This window comes from Citrobacter amalonaticus (assembly GCF_018323885.1).
Classification (GTDB): Bacteria; Pseudomonadota; Gammaproteobacteria; order Enterobacterales; family Enterobacteriaceae; genus Citrobacter_A; species Citrobacter_A amalonaticus.
In genome coordinates, this window is record NZ_AP024585.1 from 2,349,190 (window position 1) to 2,366,634 (window position 17,445).

The 17,445-nt window shown below is 53.6% G+C and carries 16 protein-coding genes and 1 pseudogene; 8 read left to right on the forward strand and 9 right to left on the reverse strand.

The features are described 5' to 3' along the window. Nucleotides 1–42: 42 nt before the first annotated feature. On the forward strand, nt 43–408 hold the full coding sequence (locus KI228_RS11025) for a TIR domain-containing protein (RefSeq protein WP_043000668.1): 366 nt from the start codon (nt 43–45) through the stop codon (nt 406–408). A 158-nt stretch (nt 409–566) separates the two neighbouring features. Continuing rightward, nucleotides 567–1,930 (forward strand): IS3 family transposase gene (locus KI228_RS11030; protein WP_141227527.1). Its coding sequence is split into 2 segments (ribosomal slippage): nt 567–1,035 and nt 1,035–1,930, totalling 1,365 coding nucleotides; the frame shifts between segments, so codons are not numbered across the junction. A gap of 54 nt (nt 1,931–1,984) precedes the next feature. On the opposite strand, the gene pptA is transcribed toward KI228_RS11030, so the two are convergent. The 3 genes and pseudogenes from pptA to KI228_RS11045 form a co-directional block, all read right to left on the reverse strand. Then, nucleotides 1,985–2,212, reverse strand: a complete 228-nt coding sequence (gene pptA / locus KI228_RS11035; RefSeq protein WP_061070105.1) for a tautomerase PptA — start codon at nt 2,210–2,212, stop codon at nt 1,985–1,987. A 64-nt stretch (nt 2,213–2,276) separates the two neighbouring features. After that, nucleotides 2,277–2,579 (reverse strand): annotated as a pseudogene (locus KI228_RS11040) (substrate-binding domain-containing protein); the annotation flags it as partial. Nucleotides 2,580–2,607: 28 nt separating this feature from the next. Then, complete coding sequence (locus KI228_RS11045; RefSeq protein WP_043000665.1) at nt 2,608–3,225, reverse strand: glutathione S-transferase family protein; 618 nt, start codon at nt 3,223–3,225, stop codon at nt 2,608–2,610. A gap of 402 nt (nt 3,226–3,627) precedes the next feature. On the opposite strand from KI228_RS11045, the gene KI228_RS11050 reads away from it, so the two are divergent. Continuing rightward, nucleotides 3,628–5,169 carry a methyl-accepting chemotaxis protein gene (locus KI228_RS11050; RefSeq protein ID WP_043000664.1) on the forward strand — a complete coding sequence of 514 codons (1,542 nt, stop codon included), beginning with the start codon at nt 3,628–3,630 and terminating at the stop codon, nt 5,167–5,169. A 228-nt stretch (nt 5,170–5,397) separates the two neighbouring features. Further along, the gene (gene ansP / locus KI228_RS11055) at nt 5,398–6,840 is read left to right on the forward strand and encodes an L-asparagine permease (RefSeq protein ID WP_044267069.1); all 1,443 of its coding nucleotides are present in this window, start codon (nt 5,398–5,400) and stop codon (nt 6,838–6,840) included. Nucleotides 6,841–6,875: 35 nt separating this feature from the next. On the opposite strand, the gene yncE is transcribed toward ansP, so the two are convergent. Next, nucleotides 6,876–7,937 (reverse strand): 7-bladed beta-propeller protein YncE, encoded by a 1,062-nt coding sequence (gene yncE / locus KI228_RS11060; protein WP_044257908.1) that lies wholly within the window; start codon nt 7,935–7,937, stop codon nt 6,876–6,878. Nucleotides 7,938–8,200: 263 nt separating this feature from the next. On the opposite strand from yncE, the gene pqqU reads away from it, so the two are divergent. Further along, nucleotides 8,201–10,321 (forward strand): TonB-dependent receptor PqqU, encoded by a 2,121-nt coding sequence (gene pqqU, locus KI228_RS11065; RefSeq protein ID WP_061070103.1) that lies wholly within the window; start codon nt 8,201–8,203, stop codon nt 10,319–10,321. Nucleotides 10,322–10,377: 56 nt separating this feature from the next. Here pqqU and KI228_RS11070 read toward each other — a convergent pair whose 3' ends face one another. The 3 genes from KI228_RS11070 to KI228_RS11080 all read right to left on the reverse strand — a co-directional run bounded on the left by KI228_RS11070 (nt 10,378) and on the right by KI228_RS11080 (nt 12,950). Beyond that, nucleotides 10,378–11,043, reverse strand: coding sequence for a GntR family transcriptional regulator (locus tag KI228_RS11070; protein WP_061070102.1), 666 nt, complete (start codon nt 11,041–11,043; stop codon nt 10,378–10,380). 236 nt (nt 11,044–11,279) lie between these two features. Then, entirely contained in the window at nt 11,280–12,317 is a 1,038-nt protein-coding gene (locus tag KI228_RS11075; protein ID WP_044327435.1) for an NADP-dependent oxidoreductase, read from the reverse strand. 57 nt (nt 12,318–12,374) lie between these two features. After that, entirely contained in the window at nt 12,375–12,950 is a 576-nt protein-coding gene (locus KI228_RS11080) for a helix-turn-helix domain-containing protein (protein ID WP_044327434.1), read from the reverse strand. 37 nt (nt 12,951–12,987) lie between these two features. Between KI228_RS11080 and KI228_RS11085 the strand changes: the two genes are divergently transcribed. Both KI228_RS11085 and KI228_RS11090 read left to right on the forward strand, forming a co-directional pair. Beyond that, nucleotides 12,988–13,506 (forward strand): GNAT family N-acetyltransferase, encoded by a 519-nt coding sequence (locus KI228_RS11085; RefSeq protein WP_061070101.1) that lies wholly within the window; start codon nt 12,988–12,990, stop codon nt 13,504–13,506. Continuing rightward, complete coding sequence (locus tag KI228_RS11090; protein WP_043000656.1) at nt 13,503–13,952, forward strand: DMT family transporter; 450 nt, start codon at nt 13,503–13,505, stop codon at nt 13,950–13,952. Before KI228_RS11085 ends, KI228_RS11090 begins: the two co-directional genes overlap by 4 nt. A gap of 90 nt (nt 13,953–14,042) precedes the next feature. On the opposite strand, the gene KI228_RS11095 is transcribed toward KI228_RS11090, so the two are convergent. Both KI228_RS11095 and KI228_RS11100 read right to left on the reverse strand, forming a co-directional pair. Beyond that, nucleotides 14,043–14,276 carry a YdcY family protein gene (locus KI228_RS11095; protein ID WP_044267074.1) on the reverse strand — a complete coding sequence of 78 codons (234 nt, stop codon included), beginning with the start codon at nt 14,274–14,276 and terminating at the stop codon, nt 14,043–14,045. Between the two features lie 9 nt (nt 14,277–14,285). Further along, nucleotides 14,286–15,884 carry an ABC transporter substrate-binding protein gene (locus KI228_RS11100; RefSeq protein WP_044267075.1) on the reverse strand — a complete coding sequence of 533 codons (1,599 nt, stop codon included), beginning with the start codon at nt 15,882–15,884 and terminating at the stop codon, nt 14,286–14,288. 259 nt (nt 15,885–16,143) lie between these two features. Here KI228_RS11100 and KI228_RS11105 point away from each other — a divergent pair, with 259 nt between their 5' ends. Then, nucleotides 16,144–17,445 carry an SrfA family protein gene (locus KI228_RS11105; protein ID WP_061070100.1) on the forward strand — a complete coding sequence of 434 codons (1,302 nt, stop codon included), beginning with the start codon at nt 16,144–16,146 and terminating at the stop codon, nt 17,443–17,445.

A 17,445-nucleotide genomic window follows, 5' to 3' on the forward strand; every position in this document is an offset into this window, starting at 1 on the left:
AAATGTGCATTTCTGCCTACGACAACAAAGAGTGAGGATATCATGACAGCACAACTCATTTTAATCGCCGGCCCTTATCGCAGCGGTACCGACGGAAACCAGGCACTGATCGACGCCAACCTTCATCGTCTCGAAGCCGCTGCACTGGAGGTATACCAACGCGGACACATTCCGCTGATTGGCGAATGGCTCGCGTTGCCGCTGGCAAAGGCGGCAGGTTCCATGTCGTTAGATGATGAGATCAGCGAAGCGATGCTCTACCCGGTCGCCCACCGACTCATTACCCGCTGTGACGCGATTTACCGGATTGCAGGGGCATCTAAAGGTGCCGACATGGATATCGAGGTCGCCCGCCAGCATGGACTGACAATTTATACCTCAGTCAATGACATTCCACAGAACGGATGAAAGGTAGACAACAGGTAAAAAGGAGCGAGCCGCCTGGAGAAAGGGATAAATTTGAGTTCTGGTTCAATGTCGTCACGCGATAACCCGATGCGGCCCGGTCAACCTTCTGGACTGCACCCCAAAAGTTGGACACTCAACTGAGTAAGGTGCAGTTTTTTATGGCAAAGCCAAAATATTCCCCTGAAACAAAACTGGCTGTGGTTAATCATTATTTGTCCGGAAAAGACGGAGAAGAGCGTACAGCCGACCGTTTTGGTGTTGAAAGAACTTCCGTCCGTCGCTGGGTCAGGGCGTGGCAACTCCACGGTATGGAAGGGCTGTCAGGGAAAAATAAACATCATTCAGCTGAATTTAAACTCGTCGTCGTCCGGGCGGTTATCCGTGACCACCTGACGATGCGTGAAGCAGCTGCCCGGTTTAATCTCTCTGCAGAAACGCTTGTCCGACACTGGGTCTGCGTGTACAACGATGCCGGAGCGGAAGGACTGCTAAACATTCAACGCGGGCGGCCTGGAAAAATGACAAAACAAAAAATCCCCCCATCCCCTACAGATAAAGAACTGGAAAAACTCTCCCCCGAAGAACTCCGGGCTGAACTCCGTTACCTGCGGGCAGAGAATGCCTATCTAAAAAAGTTGAAGGCCTTGGTTCAGAGCGAAAAAAACGGCAGCAAGCCCTGATAATCAGTGAACTGAGGCATAAGCACGCTCTGCGAGACCTCCTGCGCGCGGCAGGCATGTCCCGCAGTACATGGTATTACAATATGAATGCCCTGAAGCAGGTGGACAGGCATGCCGGGCTGAAAGATAAAATCCGTGAGATATACGCCTGGCACAAAGGCCGTTATGGCTACCGCAGGATCACGCTTTCGCTGAGAAAGCAGGGTCTGCTGGTGAACCATAAAACCGTGCAGCGGCTGATGACAGAGCTGTCGCTCCGGTCTCTGATAAGGGCGAAGAAATACCGCTCATGGAAGGGGGAAACAGGCAAGGCAGCCCCCAATATCCTGAGCAGGAACTTCAGTGCATCAAAAGCCAATGAAAAATGGGTTACGGATGTTACAGAGTTCTCGCTGCAGGGTAAAAAGCTGTACCTGTCGCCGGTACTCGATCTTTTTAACCGGGAAATAATCTCCTACAGCCTGTCGGAAAGGCCGGTGATGGAGATGGTTAATACCATGCTGCGGGATGCGTTCTTAAAGCTCGGACCAGACGACGCCCCCTTGCTGCACACAGATCAGGGCTGGCAATATCGGATGGCAGGCTATCAGGCAAAGTTAAAGGCGCAGGGCATGACGCAAAGTATGTCCCGAAAAGGAAACTGTCTGGATAATGCCGTGATGGAAAACTTCTTCGGGACGCTGAAATCGGAGTGTTTTTACCTGAGTCAGTTCAGCAATATCAGCGAACTGAGGAAGGCGATAGAGGATTATATCCGTTACTACAACAACGAGCGGATAAGCCTGAAACTAAAAGGCCTGAGTCCGGTAGAGCACCGGGCCCAGGCTCTGAAGGCCGCTTAATATAAACTGTCCAGATTTATGGGGTCAGTCCACCTTCGTAACCGGGCTTTTGTATTACATGCTGTAGCCTGGCTTTTTAATCAGCACGTCCATTTGCGGTCCAATCTCGCGCTCCCAGACGCCCTGCCACTCATCCTCCGAAACTTCAGTCAGCGCCACGCTCACTGAGCGCTCCTTGCTTTTCAGATGACGGATGATCACCTCAGTTATATCATCGGCCAGCGCCGCTTTTTGTTCATCATTCAGGTCGCGCGGAAAACATTTAATATCAACGTGTGGCATAGCAGGTTCCTTATTGTCAGTGTGACGTTAACGCTAGCACACTCGACAACATGCATGTGTCGGTTTATGCGGATTCACGCTCGATCAGGTGAAAACCGATATCGATAATGGCCTCTTCCACTGCCGCTTGTTCAATGCGATTCGCCAGCAGCGTGGCGGCGCGCTGACCAATGGCGCGGCGGTCGACGCTGACGGTGGTAGTCGACGGGCGATTGCTGGCGGCAAAATCGAGGTTGCCAAAACCGATGACGGCCAAATCCTGCGGAATACGTCATCCACGGCTTTCCGCTTCCATCATTGCCCCCTGCGCCAGGGTATCGGAACTGCAGACAATCACGTCAAATTCCCCTTCGCTGAAGAGTTTAGTGTGCTGTTACCCGCCACTCCCGTTGCTTTCAGAGGATCCCATTGTTTTTCAACACCTGACGTAATTCTGCCCGCTGACACACGGCGTCCGCTATTGCGCTGATATTCGGCGTATTATCCTGAAACCAGTCATGCCCCGGCCCCCAGGTGCGCATCACGCACAGATAACAGTCGAGCAGCGTTAACTGTTCGCCGAAGGCATACGGTTCCGCGCTGAGCCGATCGTTGAGCCAGAGATAGAGTGATTTACGGTATTCAATACAGTTCTTTTTCAACTCTGCGGGCGCATCAGGCGCCCAGCGTTCCGGGTAGTCGGCATACGTAAATGTCGGATAGATATTGGCCACCAGCCAGATCAACAGACGCTGAAACTGCTGACGCTCGCTGCGTCCGATGGGCGGTGCCAGATCGGGGCGACGATCGAGGACCATCAGCGCGATGGCGGCTGTTTCAGTCATTACCTCACCATTTTCAAGCGTCAGCGTCGGTACCTGACACAGCGGATTGATTTTTTGCAACAGATCTCGCTGTGGCCCTTCGCTGTCAAAGCCACTGACATCGACAAAACGATACGGAATATCCGCCAGGGTAAGCATTAATTCGCTGATCGCTGAACCCCACCCAGGCGCGCCATAAACCTTTATCATGCTGCCTCCTGCAGGTTAAAACTCTAAGTGTAGAGTAACCTGCATTTCTGGCATGGCTTTCTCACTGTTCTTCCCGTCTGCCCCCTACGAAAATTAATAGGTCTGTAAAACTTATGATGTTAACCGTAATTGCACAATCATATTGTCTTTTTGTCATTTTTTTATCGGTCAGGTTTTACTTAAGGGAGCACGCCTACCTTCACAGGTTACGCAGATGTATTTATTTTTCATTTTAATGACATCACAGTTTAATTAAAGCCTGTAAATTTCATTTTAAATACTTTCGCCATTCTTATGTTTAGTAGAGAATGCAGCATTCTAAATACATCAATCTTTATTATCCGTCAGCCCAGGCTGACGGACTTTTGTGTTTATTCCGCACAGCATCACCAGGAGTCTTTCATGAGAAGTAACATCCCTGTTACACAGAAAGAGTATTTACTTAACGAGAAAACGACGCTGTTATCGACAACGAATACGCAAAGCCATATTACCTATGCGAATTCAGCGTTTATCGACGCCAGCGGATTTGGCGAAAATCAACTGATGGGCGAGCCGCACAATATCATCCGTCACCCGGATATGCCGCCTGCTGCATTTGCCGATATGTGGTTTACCCTGCAACAGGGCGACAGCTGGACCGGCATGGTCAAGAACCGCCGTCATAACGGCGATCATTACTGGGTTCGCGCCAACGTCACCCCCGTCTGGCATAACGAACAATTAACCGGATACATCTCGGTACGTACCGTTCCCGCGCGACAGGAAATTGAGCAAAGCGAGCAGCTTTATCACAAGATAAATAATAACAATTTCAAGGGGCATCGTTTATTTAAGGGAATTATTATCCGTCGTGGTGTACTGGCTTGTTTGTCGGCATTTAAATGGTTGTCCATCCGTCAACGTGTCAATTATGCTATCGGTATCAGTCTGTTTCTCACCTTGGGTATTATTTTCTTAGCCATTAATCCGCTTATTCAGGCAGGCGCATTTACCCTCTTATTTTTGCTGCTGGCTATTTACCTTAAGTATCAAATTTGTCATCCGGTTAAACAGATCCTGGCCCAGATGCAGAAAGTGGTCGCCGGGCGAAAGCCCGACAGCATTCATTTAAATCGTGTCGATGAACTGGGGATGATGATGCGTCTGGTTAATCAGGCCGGATTAAATCTGAATTCACTGGTGGATGATGTGAGTACGCAAATTGCCGGGATTCAGGAAATCAGCAAGCGCGTCAGTCAGGAAGGCACGGCGTTGCATAAGCGTTCCGAAGAGACCTCGGCCAATCTACAACAAACCGCGGCAGCCATTGAAGAGATTGGCAGCGCAGTACAGCAAACGGCGGATACCGCCGCACAAACCATGACGATGGCGGACAGAACCAGCGCTAACGCCAGCGAAGGGGGCGATTTTATGAAGCAGACGATCGGCATGATGCAATCGATTTCCCGTGATAACGGGCAGATCGTCGACATCATTGGCGTGATCGACAGTATTGCTTTCCAGACCAATATCCTCGCGCTTAACGCAGCGGTCGAAGCCGCGCGCGCCGGTGAGTCCGGACGTGGGTTTGCGGTCGTTGCCGCCGAGGTGCGGAATCTGGCGCAACACTCCGCGTCAGCAGCCAAAGAGATTACCTCGCTGATTGAGAAGAACGTCGCCAACGTCAATGCCGGCGTGAGCATGGTTGAGCAGACGGAAACCCATCTGACCGGGATGATCGAGGACGTGTTCCAGATGTCGACCATGATCAGAGAAATTGGCCTTGCGACGCGTGAACAAACCCAGGCGCTGGAACTGATCAACGATTCGATCTCCCGCATCGGCACCATGACCGATAACAACGCCGCGATGGTGGAAAGCGTCAGGGATGCCGCCGGCAGTCTTTCCCGGCGCTCCTCACGCCTGCAACAGGCGGTGAGCGTCTTCGGCACCTCCGCCTAATCCCCCTCCCGCTCTGCCTGTTCAGAGCGGGATTCCACTTCAGTTTTGGTTGATTATTACGCAATCTGATCATTTTAAATGGACTATTTTGCACCGTTTATTATTTGCAGGTAGGATGCTCCGCCGGTGGTGTTATCCCTACCCAGAATGATGGGAAGCATCACCGGCGTCGCGCCGGGGAGTTGCGGCAAAAGGTTCGATTTATCAGACAGGTAAACAGGTAACGTAATGAATACACAAGAAACAACGGTGTCGGAGCAGCACGCGGCGAAACGACGCTGGTTGAATGCCCATGAAGAGGGGTATCACAAAGCGATGGGCAACCGTCAGGTCCAGATGATCGCCATCGGCGGCGCCATTGGGACCGGGTTATTTTTGGGCGCCGGTGCGCGCCTGCAAATGGCAGGTCCCGCGCTGGCGCTGGTCTATCTGGTCTGCGGGATCTTTTCATTCTTTATTTTGCGCGCATTGGGCGAACTGGTTTTACACCGCCCTTCCAGCGGCAGCTTCGTGTCGTACGCCCGTGAATTTCTCGGTGAGAAAGCCGCCTACGTCGCGGGATGGATGTACTTCATCAACTGGGCAATGACGGGTATCGTCGATATCACCGCCGTCGCGCTGTATATGCATTACTGGGGGGCGTTTGGTGATGTTCCGCAGTGGGTTTTCGCCCTTGGCGCGCTGGCGATCGTCGGCACCATGAACATGATTGGCGTGAAGTGGTTTGCGGAGATGGAGTTCTGGTTTGCACTGGTCAAAGTGCTGGCCATTGTGCTCTTTCTGGTGGTCGGGACGATTTTCCTCGGCTCGGGTAAACCGCTGGACGGTAACGCCACCGGTTTTCATCTGATTACCGATAACGGCGGATTCTTCCCCCACGGCCTGCTGCCGGCGCTGGTGCTGGTACAAGGGGTGGTCTTTGCCTTTGCGTCTATCGAACTGGTGGGAACCGCCGCCGGTGAATGTAAAGATCCGCAGACGATGGTGCCTAAAGCCATCAACAGCGTGATCTGGCGTATCGGCCTGTTCTACGTCGGTTCTGTGGTACTGCTGGTGCTGCTGTTGCCATGGAACGCCTATCAGGCGGGACAAAGCCCGTTTGTGACTTTCTTCTCGAAGCTCGGCGTGCCTTACATTGGCAGCATTATGAACATTGTCGTGCTGACTGCCGCCCTCTCCAGCCTGAACTCCGGCCTCTATTGCACCGGGCGCATTTTGCGTTCGATGGCGATGGGCGGATCTGCGCCAAAATTCATGAGTAAGATGAGTCGTCAGCATGTGCCCTACGCGGGAATTCTGGCGACGCTGGCGGTGTACGTTGTTGGAGTTTTTCTCAACTATCTGGTGCCATCGCAGGTCTTCGAAATCGTGCTGAACTTTGCGTCACTGGGGATCATCGCTTCATGGGGCTTTATTGTGGTCTGCCAGCTGCGTCTGCGTCAGGCAATCAAAGAAGGAAAAGCCGCCGATGTCAGCTTCAAACTGCCTGGCGCGCCGTTTACCTCGTGGTTAACGCTGCTGTTCCTGTTGAGCGTGCTGGTGCTGATGGCCTTCGATTATCCGAACGGGACATGGACCATTGCTTCCCTGCCGCTGATTGCCATCCTGCTGGTCGCCGGTTGGTACGGCGTGCGTAAGCGAGTGGCGGAAATACACCGCAGCGCGCCATAAACAACAAGGCCTGCACACGGTGCAGGCCTTTTACTTTACAGGGCGATGCGAATCACATCATCCGGTTCAGTGGCTTCTTTCTCACGCGTAGATTTCTGCTTCACGCTTACGTACAGCGTTTTGCCATCGGCGGACAGCGCCAGGCTGTTCGGGAAGGTTGGCGTATCAAACGTTTTCACCACGTTGTAACTCTTCGCGTCAATCACGCTCACTTTACCCGCCTGACGGTGCGTGACGTACACTTCGTTACGCGTTGGGTTGAACAGAATGGCCAGCGACTCCGGCGCCGCGACTTTCGCCAGCACGTTGCCGTTGCGGGTATCGACAACCACCACTTCAGCCGCTTTTGAGTCGGTCACAAATGCGCGATGACCTGCTGTATCAAGGCTCAGGTTGATGAAGAAGTGCTCTTTGCCATCCTCCAACAGTTTTTTACGGCTGAGGATCTTGTTGGTGGCAGTATCGATAGTAATGAATTCGCCATCGGCATTGGTGGTGTACAGACGTTTCGCCTGGCTGTCGATCGCCAGGCCCGCGCCCATTTTACCGGTATTCTGGATCGTCTCTTTCAGCGCAATTTTTTCGCCATCCACCACCCAAATCACGCTCTCTTTACCGAGACCACTGATATAAACCGTATTGGTCGCTTCATCGACAACCAGCTCACGCGGCTGCAGCGGACGTACCTCTTCTGAGCGCTTACGGGCGTCGAGAACCAGTCGCCCTTTCACTTCACTCGTTTTCGCATCAATGGCCGTCACCGCACTGTTGACCGTGTTGCCAAACCACAGCGTCTGGGTCGCATTATTGATGGTGGCACCAAACGGTTTGAGATCGTTGTGGATAACCTGCGTGACGTCCAGCGTCACCGGATCAAGACGATAGACGATACCGCCCTTGTCCAGTTTGCGGCTTTGCGAGGTCGCCAGCCACAGGGCGTTTTCCTGCTGGCTGAAGGCCATTTCGTAGGCGCCTTTGCCCACACCTTTACGCAGCAGGTCTTCTGCAGCCTGAGCGCTGAAGGAAGAAGCAACCAGCAGTGAACCTAACAGCAATGAACCCCGCAGACGCGGTGAGAACAGATGACGAAAATGCATGACGACTCCCTTTGATAAATAGCTATTTTGCTGCTTCACATCGCTTCAACGAGCAACATCCTGGTATTGCTCTTGTTTATAGATGGGAATGGTAATCATTATTCATGTGAATGTGGAGCATTTATTCGCATTCTGGCTACAATCTTCTTAATTTCCTCATTAATTTTTAACGCATCGTGCCGTTAAAATTTTCAAATATTTACAAATCCATTAACATAGAACTTACATACCTCTGGGTACGTTCAATTTAACTGGCCTTTTTCATGAATATTATTTCCACACGACATATCACAGTACCCGCACTTTTTCTCCCGCTTGTGTTCTCATCGTCGGTTATGGCAGATGAGGCTGGCGATGACCAGACAATGATCGTCAGCGCTTCACCCCAGGCGATATCAGAACTGGATACCCCTGCAGCCGTCAGCGTCGTTGACGGTGAAGATATGCGTCTGGCCGCGCCGCGCATCAACCTGTCGGAATCACTGACCCGCGTGCCGGGACTTCAGGTGCAAAACCGGCAAAACTATGCGCAGGATTTGCAGATCTCGATGCGTGGGTTCGGCTCCCGATCCACCTATGGGATCCGCGGCATTCGTCTGTATGTGGACGGCATTCCGGCGACGATGCCGGACGGTCAGGGGCAGACATCGAACATTGATCTCAGCAGCGTACAGAACGTTGAAGTGCTGCGCGGTCCCTTCTCTGCGCTATACGGTAATGCTTCCGGCGGCGTGATGAATGTCACGACCCAAACCGGTCAACAGCCGCCGACGATAGAAGCGAGCAGCTATTACGGTAGTTTCGGGAGCTGGCGTTATGGGCTGAAAGCCACGGGCGCGATGGGTGATGGTACTCAGGCGGGCGACGTGGATTACACGGTCTCCACTACCCGTTTCACCACCCACGGCTATCGCGATCGCAGCGGCGCGCAAAAAAATCTGGCCAACGCAAAACTGGGCGTACGTATCGATGACGCCAGCAAGCTGAGTCTGATTTTCAATAGCGTCGATATTAAAGCCGACGATCCGGGTGGTCTGACTGAAGCGGAATGGCGGGCGGACCCTCAACAATCCCCCCGCGCTGAACAATACAACACGCGCAAAACCATCAAGCAGACCCAGGCCGGATTGCGTTATGAACGCCAACTCAGCGCGCAGGATGACATGAGCATCATGATGTACGCCGGAGAGCGCGAAACCACGCAGTATCAGTCGATACCTATGGCGCCACAGCGTCGCCCATCTCATGCGGGCGGCGTGATCGCTTTGCAGCGCCATTACCAGGGTATCGACAGTCGCTGGACGCATCGCGGTGAACTGGGCGTCCCCGTAACCTTCACCACCGGTTTGAACTACGAAAACATGAGCGAAAACCGCAAAGGCTATAACAACTATCGACTGAATAATGGCGTACCGGAGTACGGTCAGAAAGGCGATCTGCGCCGCGATGAACGTAACCTGATGTGGAACGTGGATCCCTATCTGCAAACCCAGTGGCAACTGACCGACAAACTCTCGCTGGATGCTGGCGTGCGCTACAGTTCGGTGTGGTTCGATTCCAACGATCATTACGTCACGCCAGGCAATGGCGATGACAGCGGTGACGCCAGTTACCATCAGTGGTTACCTGCCGGTTCGCTGAAATACGCCTTAACCGACGCCTGGAACGTCTATCTCGCTGCGGGCCGGGGCTACGAAACGCCGACCATCAACGAGCTTTCTTACCGTGCAGACGGGCAAAGCGGGATGAATTTTGGTCTCAAACCTTCAACCAACGATACGGTAGAAATCGGCAGCAAAACCCGGATCGGCGATGGATTGCTGACGGCGGCGCTTTTCCAGACCGATACCGACGATGAACTGGTGGTTGATTCCAGTAGCGGCGGACGCACGACCTATAAGAATGCCGGGAAGACGCGCCGCCAGGGGGCGGAGCTCGCCTGGGATCAACGCTTTGCCGGAAACTGGCGGTTCAACGCTTCCTGGACCTGGCTGGATGCCACTTATCGCAGTAACGTGTGTCGTGACCAGAACTGCAATGGTAACCGAATGCCCGGCATCGCGCGGAACATGGGGTTTGCTTCGCTGGGCTACGTGCCTGATGAAGGTTGGTACGCAGGAGCCGAAGCGCGCTATATGGGCGATATCATGGCTGACGATGAGAACACCGCCAAAGCCCCGTCTTATACTGTTGTCGGCCTGAATACCGGCTATAAATTCACCGTCAGCAGCCTGACGGTGGACGTGTTCGGTCGTGTCGATAATCTGTTCGACAAAGAGTATGTCGGCTCAGTTATCGTGAATGAATCGAATGGCCGCTACTACGAACCGGCGCCAGGACGAAACTACGGTGTAGGTGTCAATCTGGCCTGGCGTTTTGAGTAAAATCGATTATTCATAACGTACTAGCGGGGATATTCCCCGCTATATTTAAGCCAGACTTAATGATGGTACTGTTGTTTAATTATCGCTACATTTTTATTGATAAGGTCAATTAAACAATGACGGCTGGCGTCTTTATTTCCCGCCGCCATCGCATTCAGTAATTCCTGATAATGCCCGACGTTGTGTTGATAAGCGTCATGCTTCGCCCTGTCATAGAGAAAATGCAGACTCGGCCCCATGCGTACCCAAAGCTGTTCGATCATTTCGACCAGGGTGGGCATATTCGCAAACTGATAGATTTTGAAGCGCAGCGCCCGGTTTGCCAGCAGGCGATCCTCGACCGTACCGCTCTCGTGGGCCAGCTGATAGTCCGCCAGAAGCGCTTGCAGAATCTCCATCCGCTCCGCCGTCACCTCGTCCGTCGCCGTCATTACCGCCATGCCTTCAAGCTCGCAGCGGATGTGTATGATTTCGCTAAAATGCGTCATCGTAATATCCGGAACCATAAAGGCTTGTGCAGGCGCGATAGCCAATGCGTTTGCGGAGACCAGGCGTAATAGCGCTTCCCGAACCGGGGTGATACTGATCCCCAGCTCCTGCGCGATATTTTTAGTGATTAGCCTGGTGCCAGGACGTAATGCGCCAATGCTTAATTTGTCTTTTAGCCCTCTTTCAACTTGCGTGGTCAAACTTATATGTTGCGTTTTTTCCATACCAGGCATTCTGTTTCTTCACCTCATAACATAGCCAATCGCAATTAAGCTAAATCGCCTAATTGATATAAATATCGCCTGGTTTAAAAAATGTGAAACGTAATGAATAGTACTTTACCCGCGTTTTATTAACAACGCCGACAGATTATTCGTCGGTTACGCGGTGATATATACCCTAAATAATTAAAGCTGGAATTTAAAAATTTGCCCATTTTTTTATGGCGGCTCTCGCCGCCAGGTATGGTTTACGCGTCGTCGGCGAGGCGTATCACCACTTTACCAAAGTTTTTACCGGTCAACAGGCCGATAAAGGTTTGCGGCGCGTTCTCCAGTCCGTCGGTAACCTGCTCACGATAATGGATTTTCCCCTCTTTCACCCAGCGTCCCATCTCCTGCTGGAATTCGTGAAGACGATGTCCGTAATCCTGACCGATGATAAAGCCCTGCATACGGATCCGTTTTTTCAGCAGGGTCGCCATCAGCAGCGGCAGTCTGTCAGGCCCAGCCGGTAAGTTTGTCGCGTTATAACCGCTGACCAGACCACAAAGAGGAATTCGCGCCGAGGTGTTCAGTAACGGCAGCACGGCATCAAACACTTTCCCGCCCACGTTTTCGTAGTAGACATCAATGCCTTGCGGGCAGGCTTTCGCCAGTTGTTCAGCAAAATCGCTGGCATGATGGTCCAGACAGAGATCGAAGCCCAGCACCTCGGTAGCATGACGGCATTTTTCCGCTCCGCCAGCCACGCCCACCACGCGACAGCCCTTCAGTTTCCCAATTTGTCCAACCGTGGCGCCGACAGGCCCCGTGGCGGCCGCTACGACCAGCGTCTCGCCCGCTTTTGGCTGGCCGATGTCCAGTAATCCCATATAGGCGGTGAATCCAGGCATCCCCAGCACGCCGAGCGCCCACGACGGATTTTCAGGATTGTCTCCAAGCTTCACCAGTCCCGTGCCGTCGGAAATATCGTAATCCTGCCAGCCGCTGTAACTCAGCACCCATTCACCCGGTTTATAGTCGGGGTGATTTGACGCCACCACACGACTGACGGTGCCGCCCACCATCACCCCGCCAATCTCCACCGGCGGCGAGTATGACGGCTCATCGCTCATGCGCCCACGCATATACGGATCGAGCGACAGATAAACAGTGCGCAGTAAAACCTGGCCTTCGCCAGGGGTGGCGACATCGTCCTCTTCCAGACGGAAATTCTCTGCCACCGGTGCGCCATGGGGTCGGGATGCTAATACCCAGCGACGGTTACGGTGTGTTTGTTGAGCCATGATGTTCTCCTCTGCTTTTAGCATGAATCCATCAATAGTAGCAGGCCGCGGCGGTCATTAACTCCCGGCCTGGTTTAAGCGCACAACGAGGTAAACACAGGGTTGCGTTGTCTCATTGATAAAACGACAGTCATTCGGCGGCCCCAGTTCCAGGCAGTCACCCGCCTTCATCTCGTGGCGCGTGTCACCTTCCATAAACACCAGTTCGCCCTGCTGCAGCCAGATCAGTTGCCGGGCCTGAACATACGATGAGGCAGGCATCGGGATATCGCTGCCCGCCGGCAATTCAATTTGCACCAGATCGATCGGCAAATCGCTGCGCGGCGACACATGGCGGCGCAGATAGTGGCTTTGCGGGTCGCGCCAGACGGGCTGATCGGCGAAACGGGACAGTTTGCCCTCCTGCATTTCAGCACGGGCAATCAGCGTGGACATACTGATGCCAAACGCCCCGGAGAGCCTGCCAAGCAGCGTCGCCGTTGGACTACTTTCACCGCGTTCAATTTTGTGGATCATCGCGCGCGACACACCCGCCCGTTCAGCCAGATCGGTTAGCGACCAGCTGCGGGATTCACGTTCAAGGCGAATTCTTGCGCTGATCCGTTGATTTATGCTGTCTTCAATAGTATTCATATCGTAATACTATAGTGTACAACCCCTGAGGTTCAACATGTCTATTCGATTCGCCAGCAAAGAGGATTGCGCCGCCATCGCAGAGATCTATAACCATGCGGTGCTGCACACGGCGGCCATCTGGAACGACCAGACGGTCGATACCGATAACCGCATCGCTTGGTATGAGGCACGACAGGCGCTGGGTTATCCGGTACTGGTGAGCGTGGAAGGTGACGTTGTCACGGGATATGCCTCCTTTGGGGACTGGCGTAACTTTGATGGCTTCCGCCATACCGTCGAACATTCGGTTTATGTCCATCCGGATCATCAGGGAAAAGGGCTGGGACGCCAGTTACTGAGCCGGTTAATCGAGGAAGCTCGCCGCTGTGGTAAGCATGTGATGGTTGCCGGTATCGAATCGCACAACCACGCCTCATTGCATTTACATGAAACGCTCGGGTTTAACACCACAGCGCAGATGCCGCAGGTAGGCACCAAATTTGGCCGCTGGCTGGATCTGACCTTTATGCAGTTGCAGCTTGACGATCGCCACGAACCGGACGCGCACGGATGAACCAGTCGCTCACCCTCACCTTTCTGATCGCCGCTGGTATCGGCCTGGTGGTGCAAAACACTCTGATGGTGCGGATTACGCAGACCTCATCGACCATCCTGATCGCCATGTTGCTGAACTCGCTGGTCGGAATTGTGCTGTTTGTCAGCATTCTGTGGTTCAAACAGGGAATGGCGGGATTTGGTGAACTGGCCGCCAGCGTGCGCTGGTGGACGCTGATTCCGGGTCTGCTGGGCTCGTTTTTCGTTTTCGCCAGCATTAGCGGCTATCAGCATGTGGGGGCTGCGACCACGATTGCGGTGCTGGTCGCCAGCCAGCTCATTGGCGGTCTCGTACTGGATATTTTGCGCAGTCACGGCGTCCCGCTAAGAGCCTTGATCGGCCCGGTCTGCGGCGCAGTGATGCTGGTGGTCGGCGCCTGGCTGGTGGCGAGACGCCAGTTTTAATGCCTGATGGCGCTACGCTTATCAGGCCTACACATATCCATCGCCATAGGCCAAGTCAGCGCAGCGTCATCCGGCACTACAGAGACTAAATCAAAGGATCGTGCCGCCTTTCGTGAGTTGTTCGCGACGCGCTTCCATATCTTCCTTATGCTGACGACCGTGATGCGCAATTGCGGTTCTTAGCCGCTGCTGCTGCGTGTAGCGATCGTCACGGCTTAACTGCGCATCATCGCTCAGGGCTATCAGCAGTTCATTCATATGGGTAATGACGCCCTCATCAATAGCGGCATCGACACGGGCGCTGACCTCATCCAGGTGCGACATAAAAACTCCTTAATTCAGTTTTGCTTTCGAAAAATCACTGCCCATCAGGCTGACGCTATAACCGGTCACGTTGCTGCGCGTGGCGTAGAACGTTTTGCCGTTTGCCAGCGCAATCCACGGCGCCTGCTGATAATAGATCTCTTGCGCCTGCTGGTAGAGTTTCACACGCTCTTCCGGCTTGCTGACCCGCTTCGCTTTCAGGACCAGTGAATCATACTCCTTATCACACCAACGTGCGGCATTCGATCCGGTTTTGATGCTGTTGCAACCCAGCAACACATCGGCAAAGTTGTCCGGGTCGCCGTTATCCGACATCCAGCCAAACAGCGCGCTGTCATGTTCGCCTTTACGCATACCGGAAAGGTATTCGCCCCACTCGTAAGAGACAATCTTCGCCTTCACGCCCACTTTTGCCCAGTCGCTTTGAATCATCTCGGCAATGCGTCGCGAGTTGGGGTTATACGGTCGCTGCACCGGCATCGACCAGAGCGTCACCTCAAACCCTTTTTCCTGCCCGGCCTGCTTCAGCAGCTCTTTCGCTTTTTCCGGATCGTATGCGTAATCCTTCAGTTCCGGGTTAAAACCCATCATATTCGGCGGGATCGGGGATTTTGCCACTTTCGCCGAATCGAGGAAAACGGCCTTCACAATCGCCTGTTTATCGGTGGCGTAGTTCAGCGCCTGACGCACCAGCACGTTATCAAACGGCTTTTTCTCGGTGTTGAAGGCCAGATAACCGACGTTGAGCGCCTCAACGGCATGCAGCGTCAGGTCTTTATTCTTTTTGATTTCGTCGAACTGTACCGGCGATGGCGCCGGGATAATCTGACATTCGTTGGTTTGCAGTTTCGCCATTCGCGTCTGCACGTTTGGCGTGATGGAGAAGATCAGATGCTTTGTCGGCACCTCTCCGTCCCAGTAATTCGGATTTGCCAGATAGCGAATTTGCGAATCCTGCTTGTACTGCTGGAGCACGTACGGCCCGGTACCAATCGGCCAGTTATCGACGTTTTCCGGTGTCCCTTTTTTCAGCATCGCGTCGGCGTATTCCGCCGAGAGGATCGAGGCAAAATCCATGCCCCAGTCGGCAAGAAACGCCGCATTTGGCTCGCTCAGCACAAACTGTACATGGTAATCATCGACCTTTTTCACCTCTTTAATCAGCTTATCGAAACCGACGTCGTTGAAATACTCATAGCTGCCCTGCGACACATTGTGGTACGGATGCGTGGCCTCTTTCTGGCGTAATACTGAGAAAATGACGTCATCGGCGTTGAAGTCGCGGGTCGGCTTGAAGAACTTGTTGCTGTTGAACTTCACGCCCTGACGCAGCGTAAAGGTGTAGGTTTTGCCATCCTCAGAAATGGTCCAGTCCGTGGCCAGCGACGGTACCGGCGTGTTTTTTACCGGGTCAAAATTGATCAGCCGGTTGTAGAGCACCTGCGAACTGGCGACAAACGACGGGCCAGAGCTGGCAATTTGCGGATTAAAGGATTCTGGCGAGGCTTCCGAGCAATAAACAATCGTGTCGTTATTTGCCGCAAACGCGGCTCCGGTCGGTAGCACTGCACTGAGCGCCAGTGCGAGCAGCGTTTTCCCTGTGGACATGATATGAACCTTCATCGTTATTATTGAGGGGGTTATAGGAGCATAGATTAAGAAAACTGAAAAATAACAAATCCGTCTCAGGTTATGCGAATCCGCACATTTTTGTTGGATCTTTCGCCACAGAATTTCCGTTAAGGCTTTTCGAAAACGTCAACGCCTCTATGCCCAGAAAATTCACCCCTTTTTGCCTCTCTTCCACCGTTTGCCTGAGCCACGAATCCGTAAAGTAGATGCGTGAAAAAGTCTTAGGGACCTTATCGTGGCAAAAACACTCTTGCGCAGCGGCAATCTGGATGATTATCAGGCCGTCGGCGGTGGCGGCCAGGCCGTCTTTGATTCAGCACTACAAATTCGTGAAACGCTCCGTCTGCGTAAACAGCAGGCGATGGTAGATTGTCTCGCCATTCCACAAGTCAACGACAGCGGCGATCGGGTTGACTGGTATTCCCCCCTTGAAGGCGTAGCCGTCGCGTGGAAAGCCGCCGATGAAGAGGCTCGCCTTCGCGCCCTGCGCTACCTTTCCGCGACGCTGGAAAGCGCTGCATCGCTGAGCCGCAAAAGCCTGCAGTCCGGGAAGACGTCACTGCAACTGTTTGGTTCGCTGCTGGAAAAGGCCGTCCAGTTTCCTGGTGAGAATCACGTTTTTCTGGTAGATGGCAAGCCGGTCATCACCTTTTGGGGATTTATCAATCTCAATGAGAACATCCGTGAGGAGGTACTGGAATGCCTGCGTATCCAGGAAGAACCCGAACCGGAAATTCACATTGAACCAGAACCTGTCGAAGAGCCCGCGCCTGAAGTGACGTTTGCCCAGGCGGATGAACCGCTGCTCTCTACGCCGATCGTACCGGTCAGCGAGCCTGACCCCGTGATTGCACCGCAGCCGGTTCCCGCGCTCGCGGAAGAAAAGGTGATGCCTGTTGCGGTTAAACCGTCACGTCGCCTGCCGCTCTGGAGTCTGCCCGTCGCCGCAGTGATCGTTGCCGCCATTGCCGCCCCGCTGCTGTGGAAAGCGCAGGCCCCCGCCATTGCAACGGAAGTGGTCAATGCGCCGCAGCCGGAAATGGCGCCTCTGCCAACGCTCACCGTCGCGCTGCCGCTGCATCAGGCAGAGGTCATTGCACCAGTGAAAAAAGAGAAACCTGCCGATGAGCCGATGGTGATTGCTGCGATCCCGAAAGACGCGCTGGTGATGGATGCGAATCAGATGAAGGCTGGTACTACGCGCTTTCTCAACGGTAACTGGCGCGTCATGGTGGACGTGAAAGATCCCGTCACCGGTAAAGCGCCGTCTCTGCGTTACCAGATCCAGAACAATAAAGGCACGGCGCGCGTGGTTCACGGCGATAACATCGTCTGCCGCGCGGAGCTCTTCTCAGGGCTGCATCAGAGCGGGGAATTAATGATTAAGAGTCGCGGCAATGCGCGCTGCACCGACGGTTCACGCTATCCAATGCCGGAAATCACCTGCAAAGCCGGGACTCATGATGTCGCCGTTTGTACCGCCCGCTTCGATGCGAAAGCCGCGATCCCGTTGACGTTCAAGAAGACAGGGGCCTGA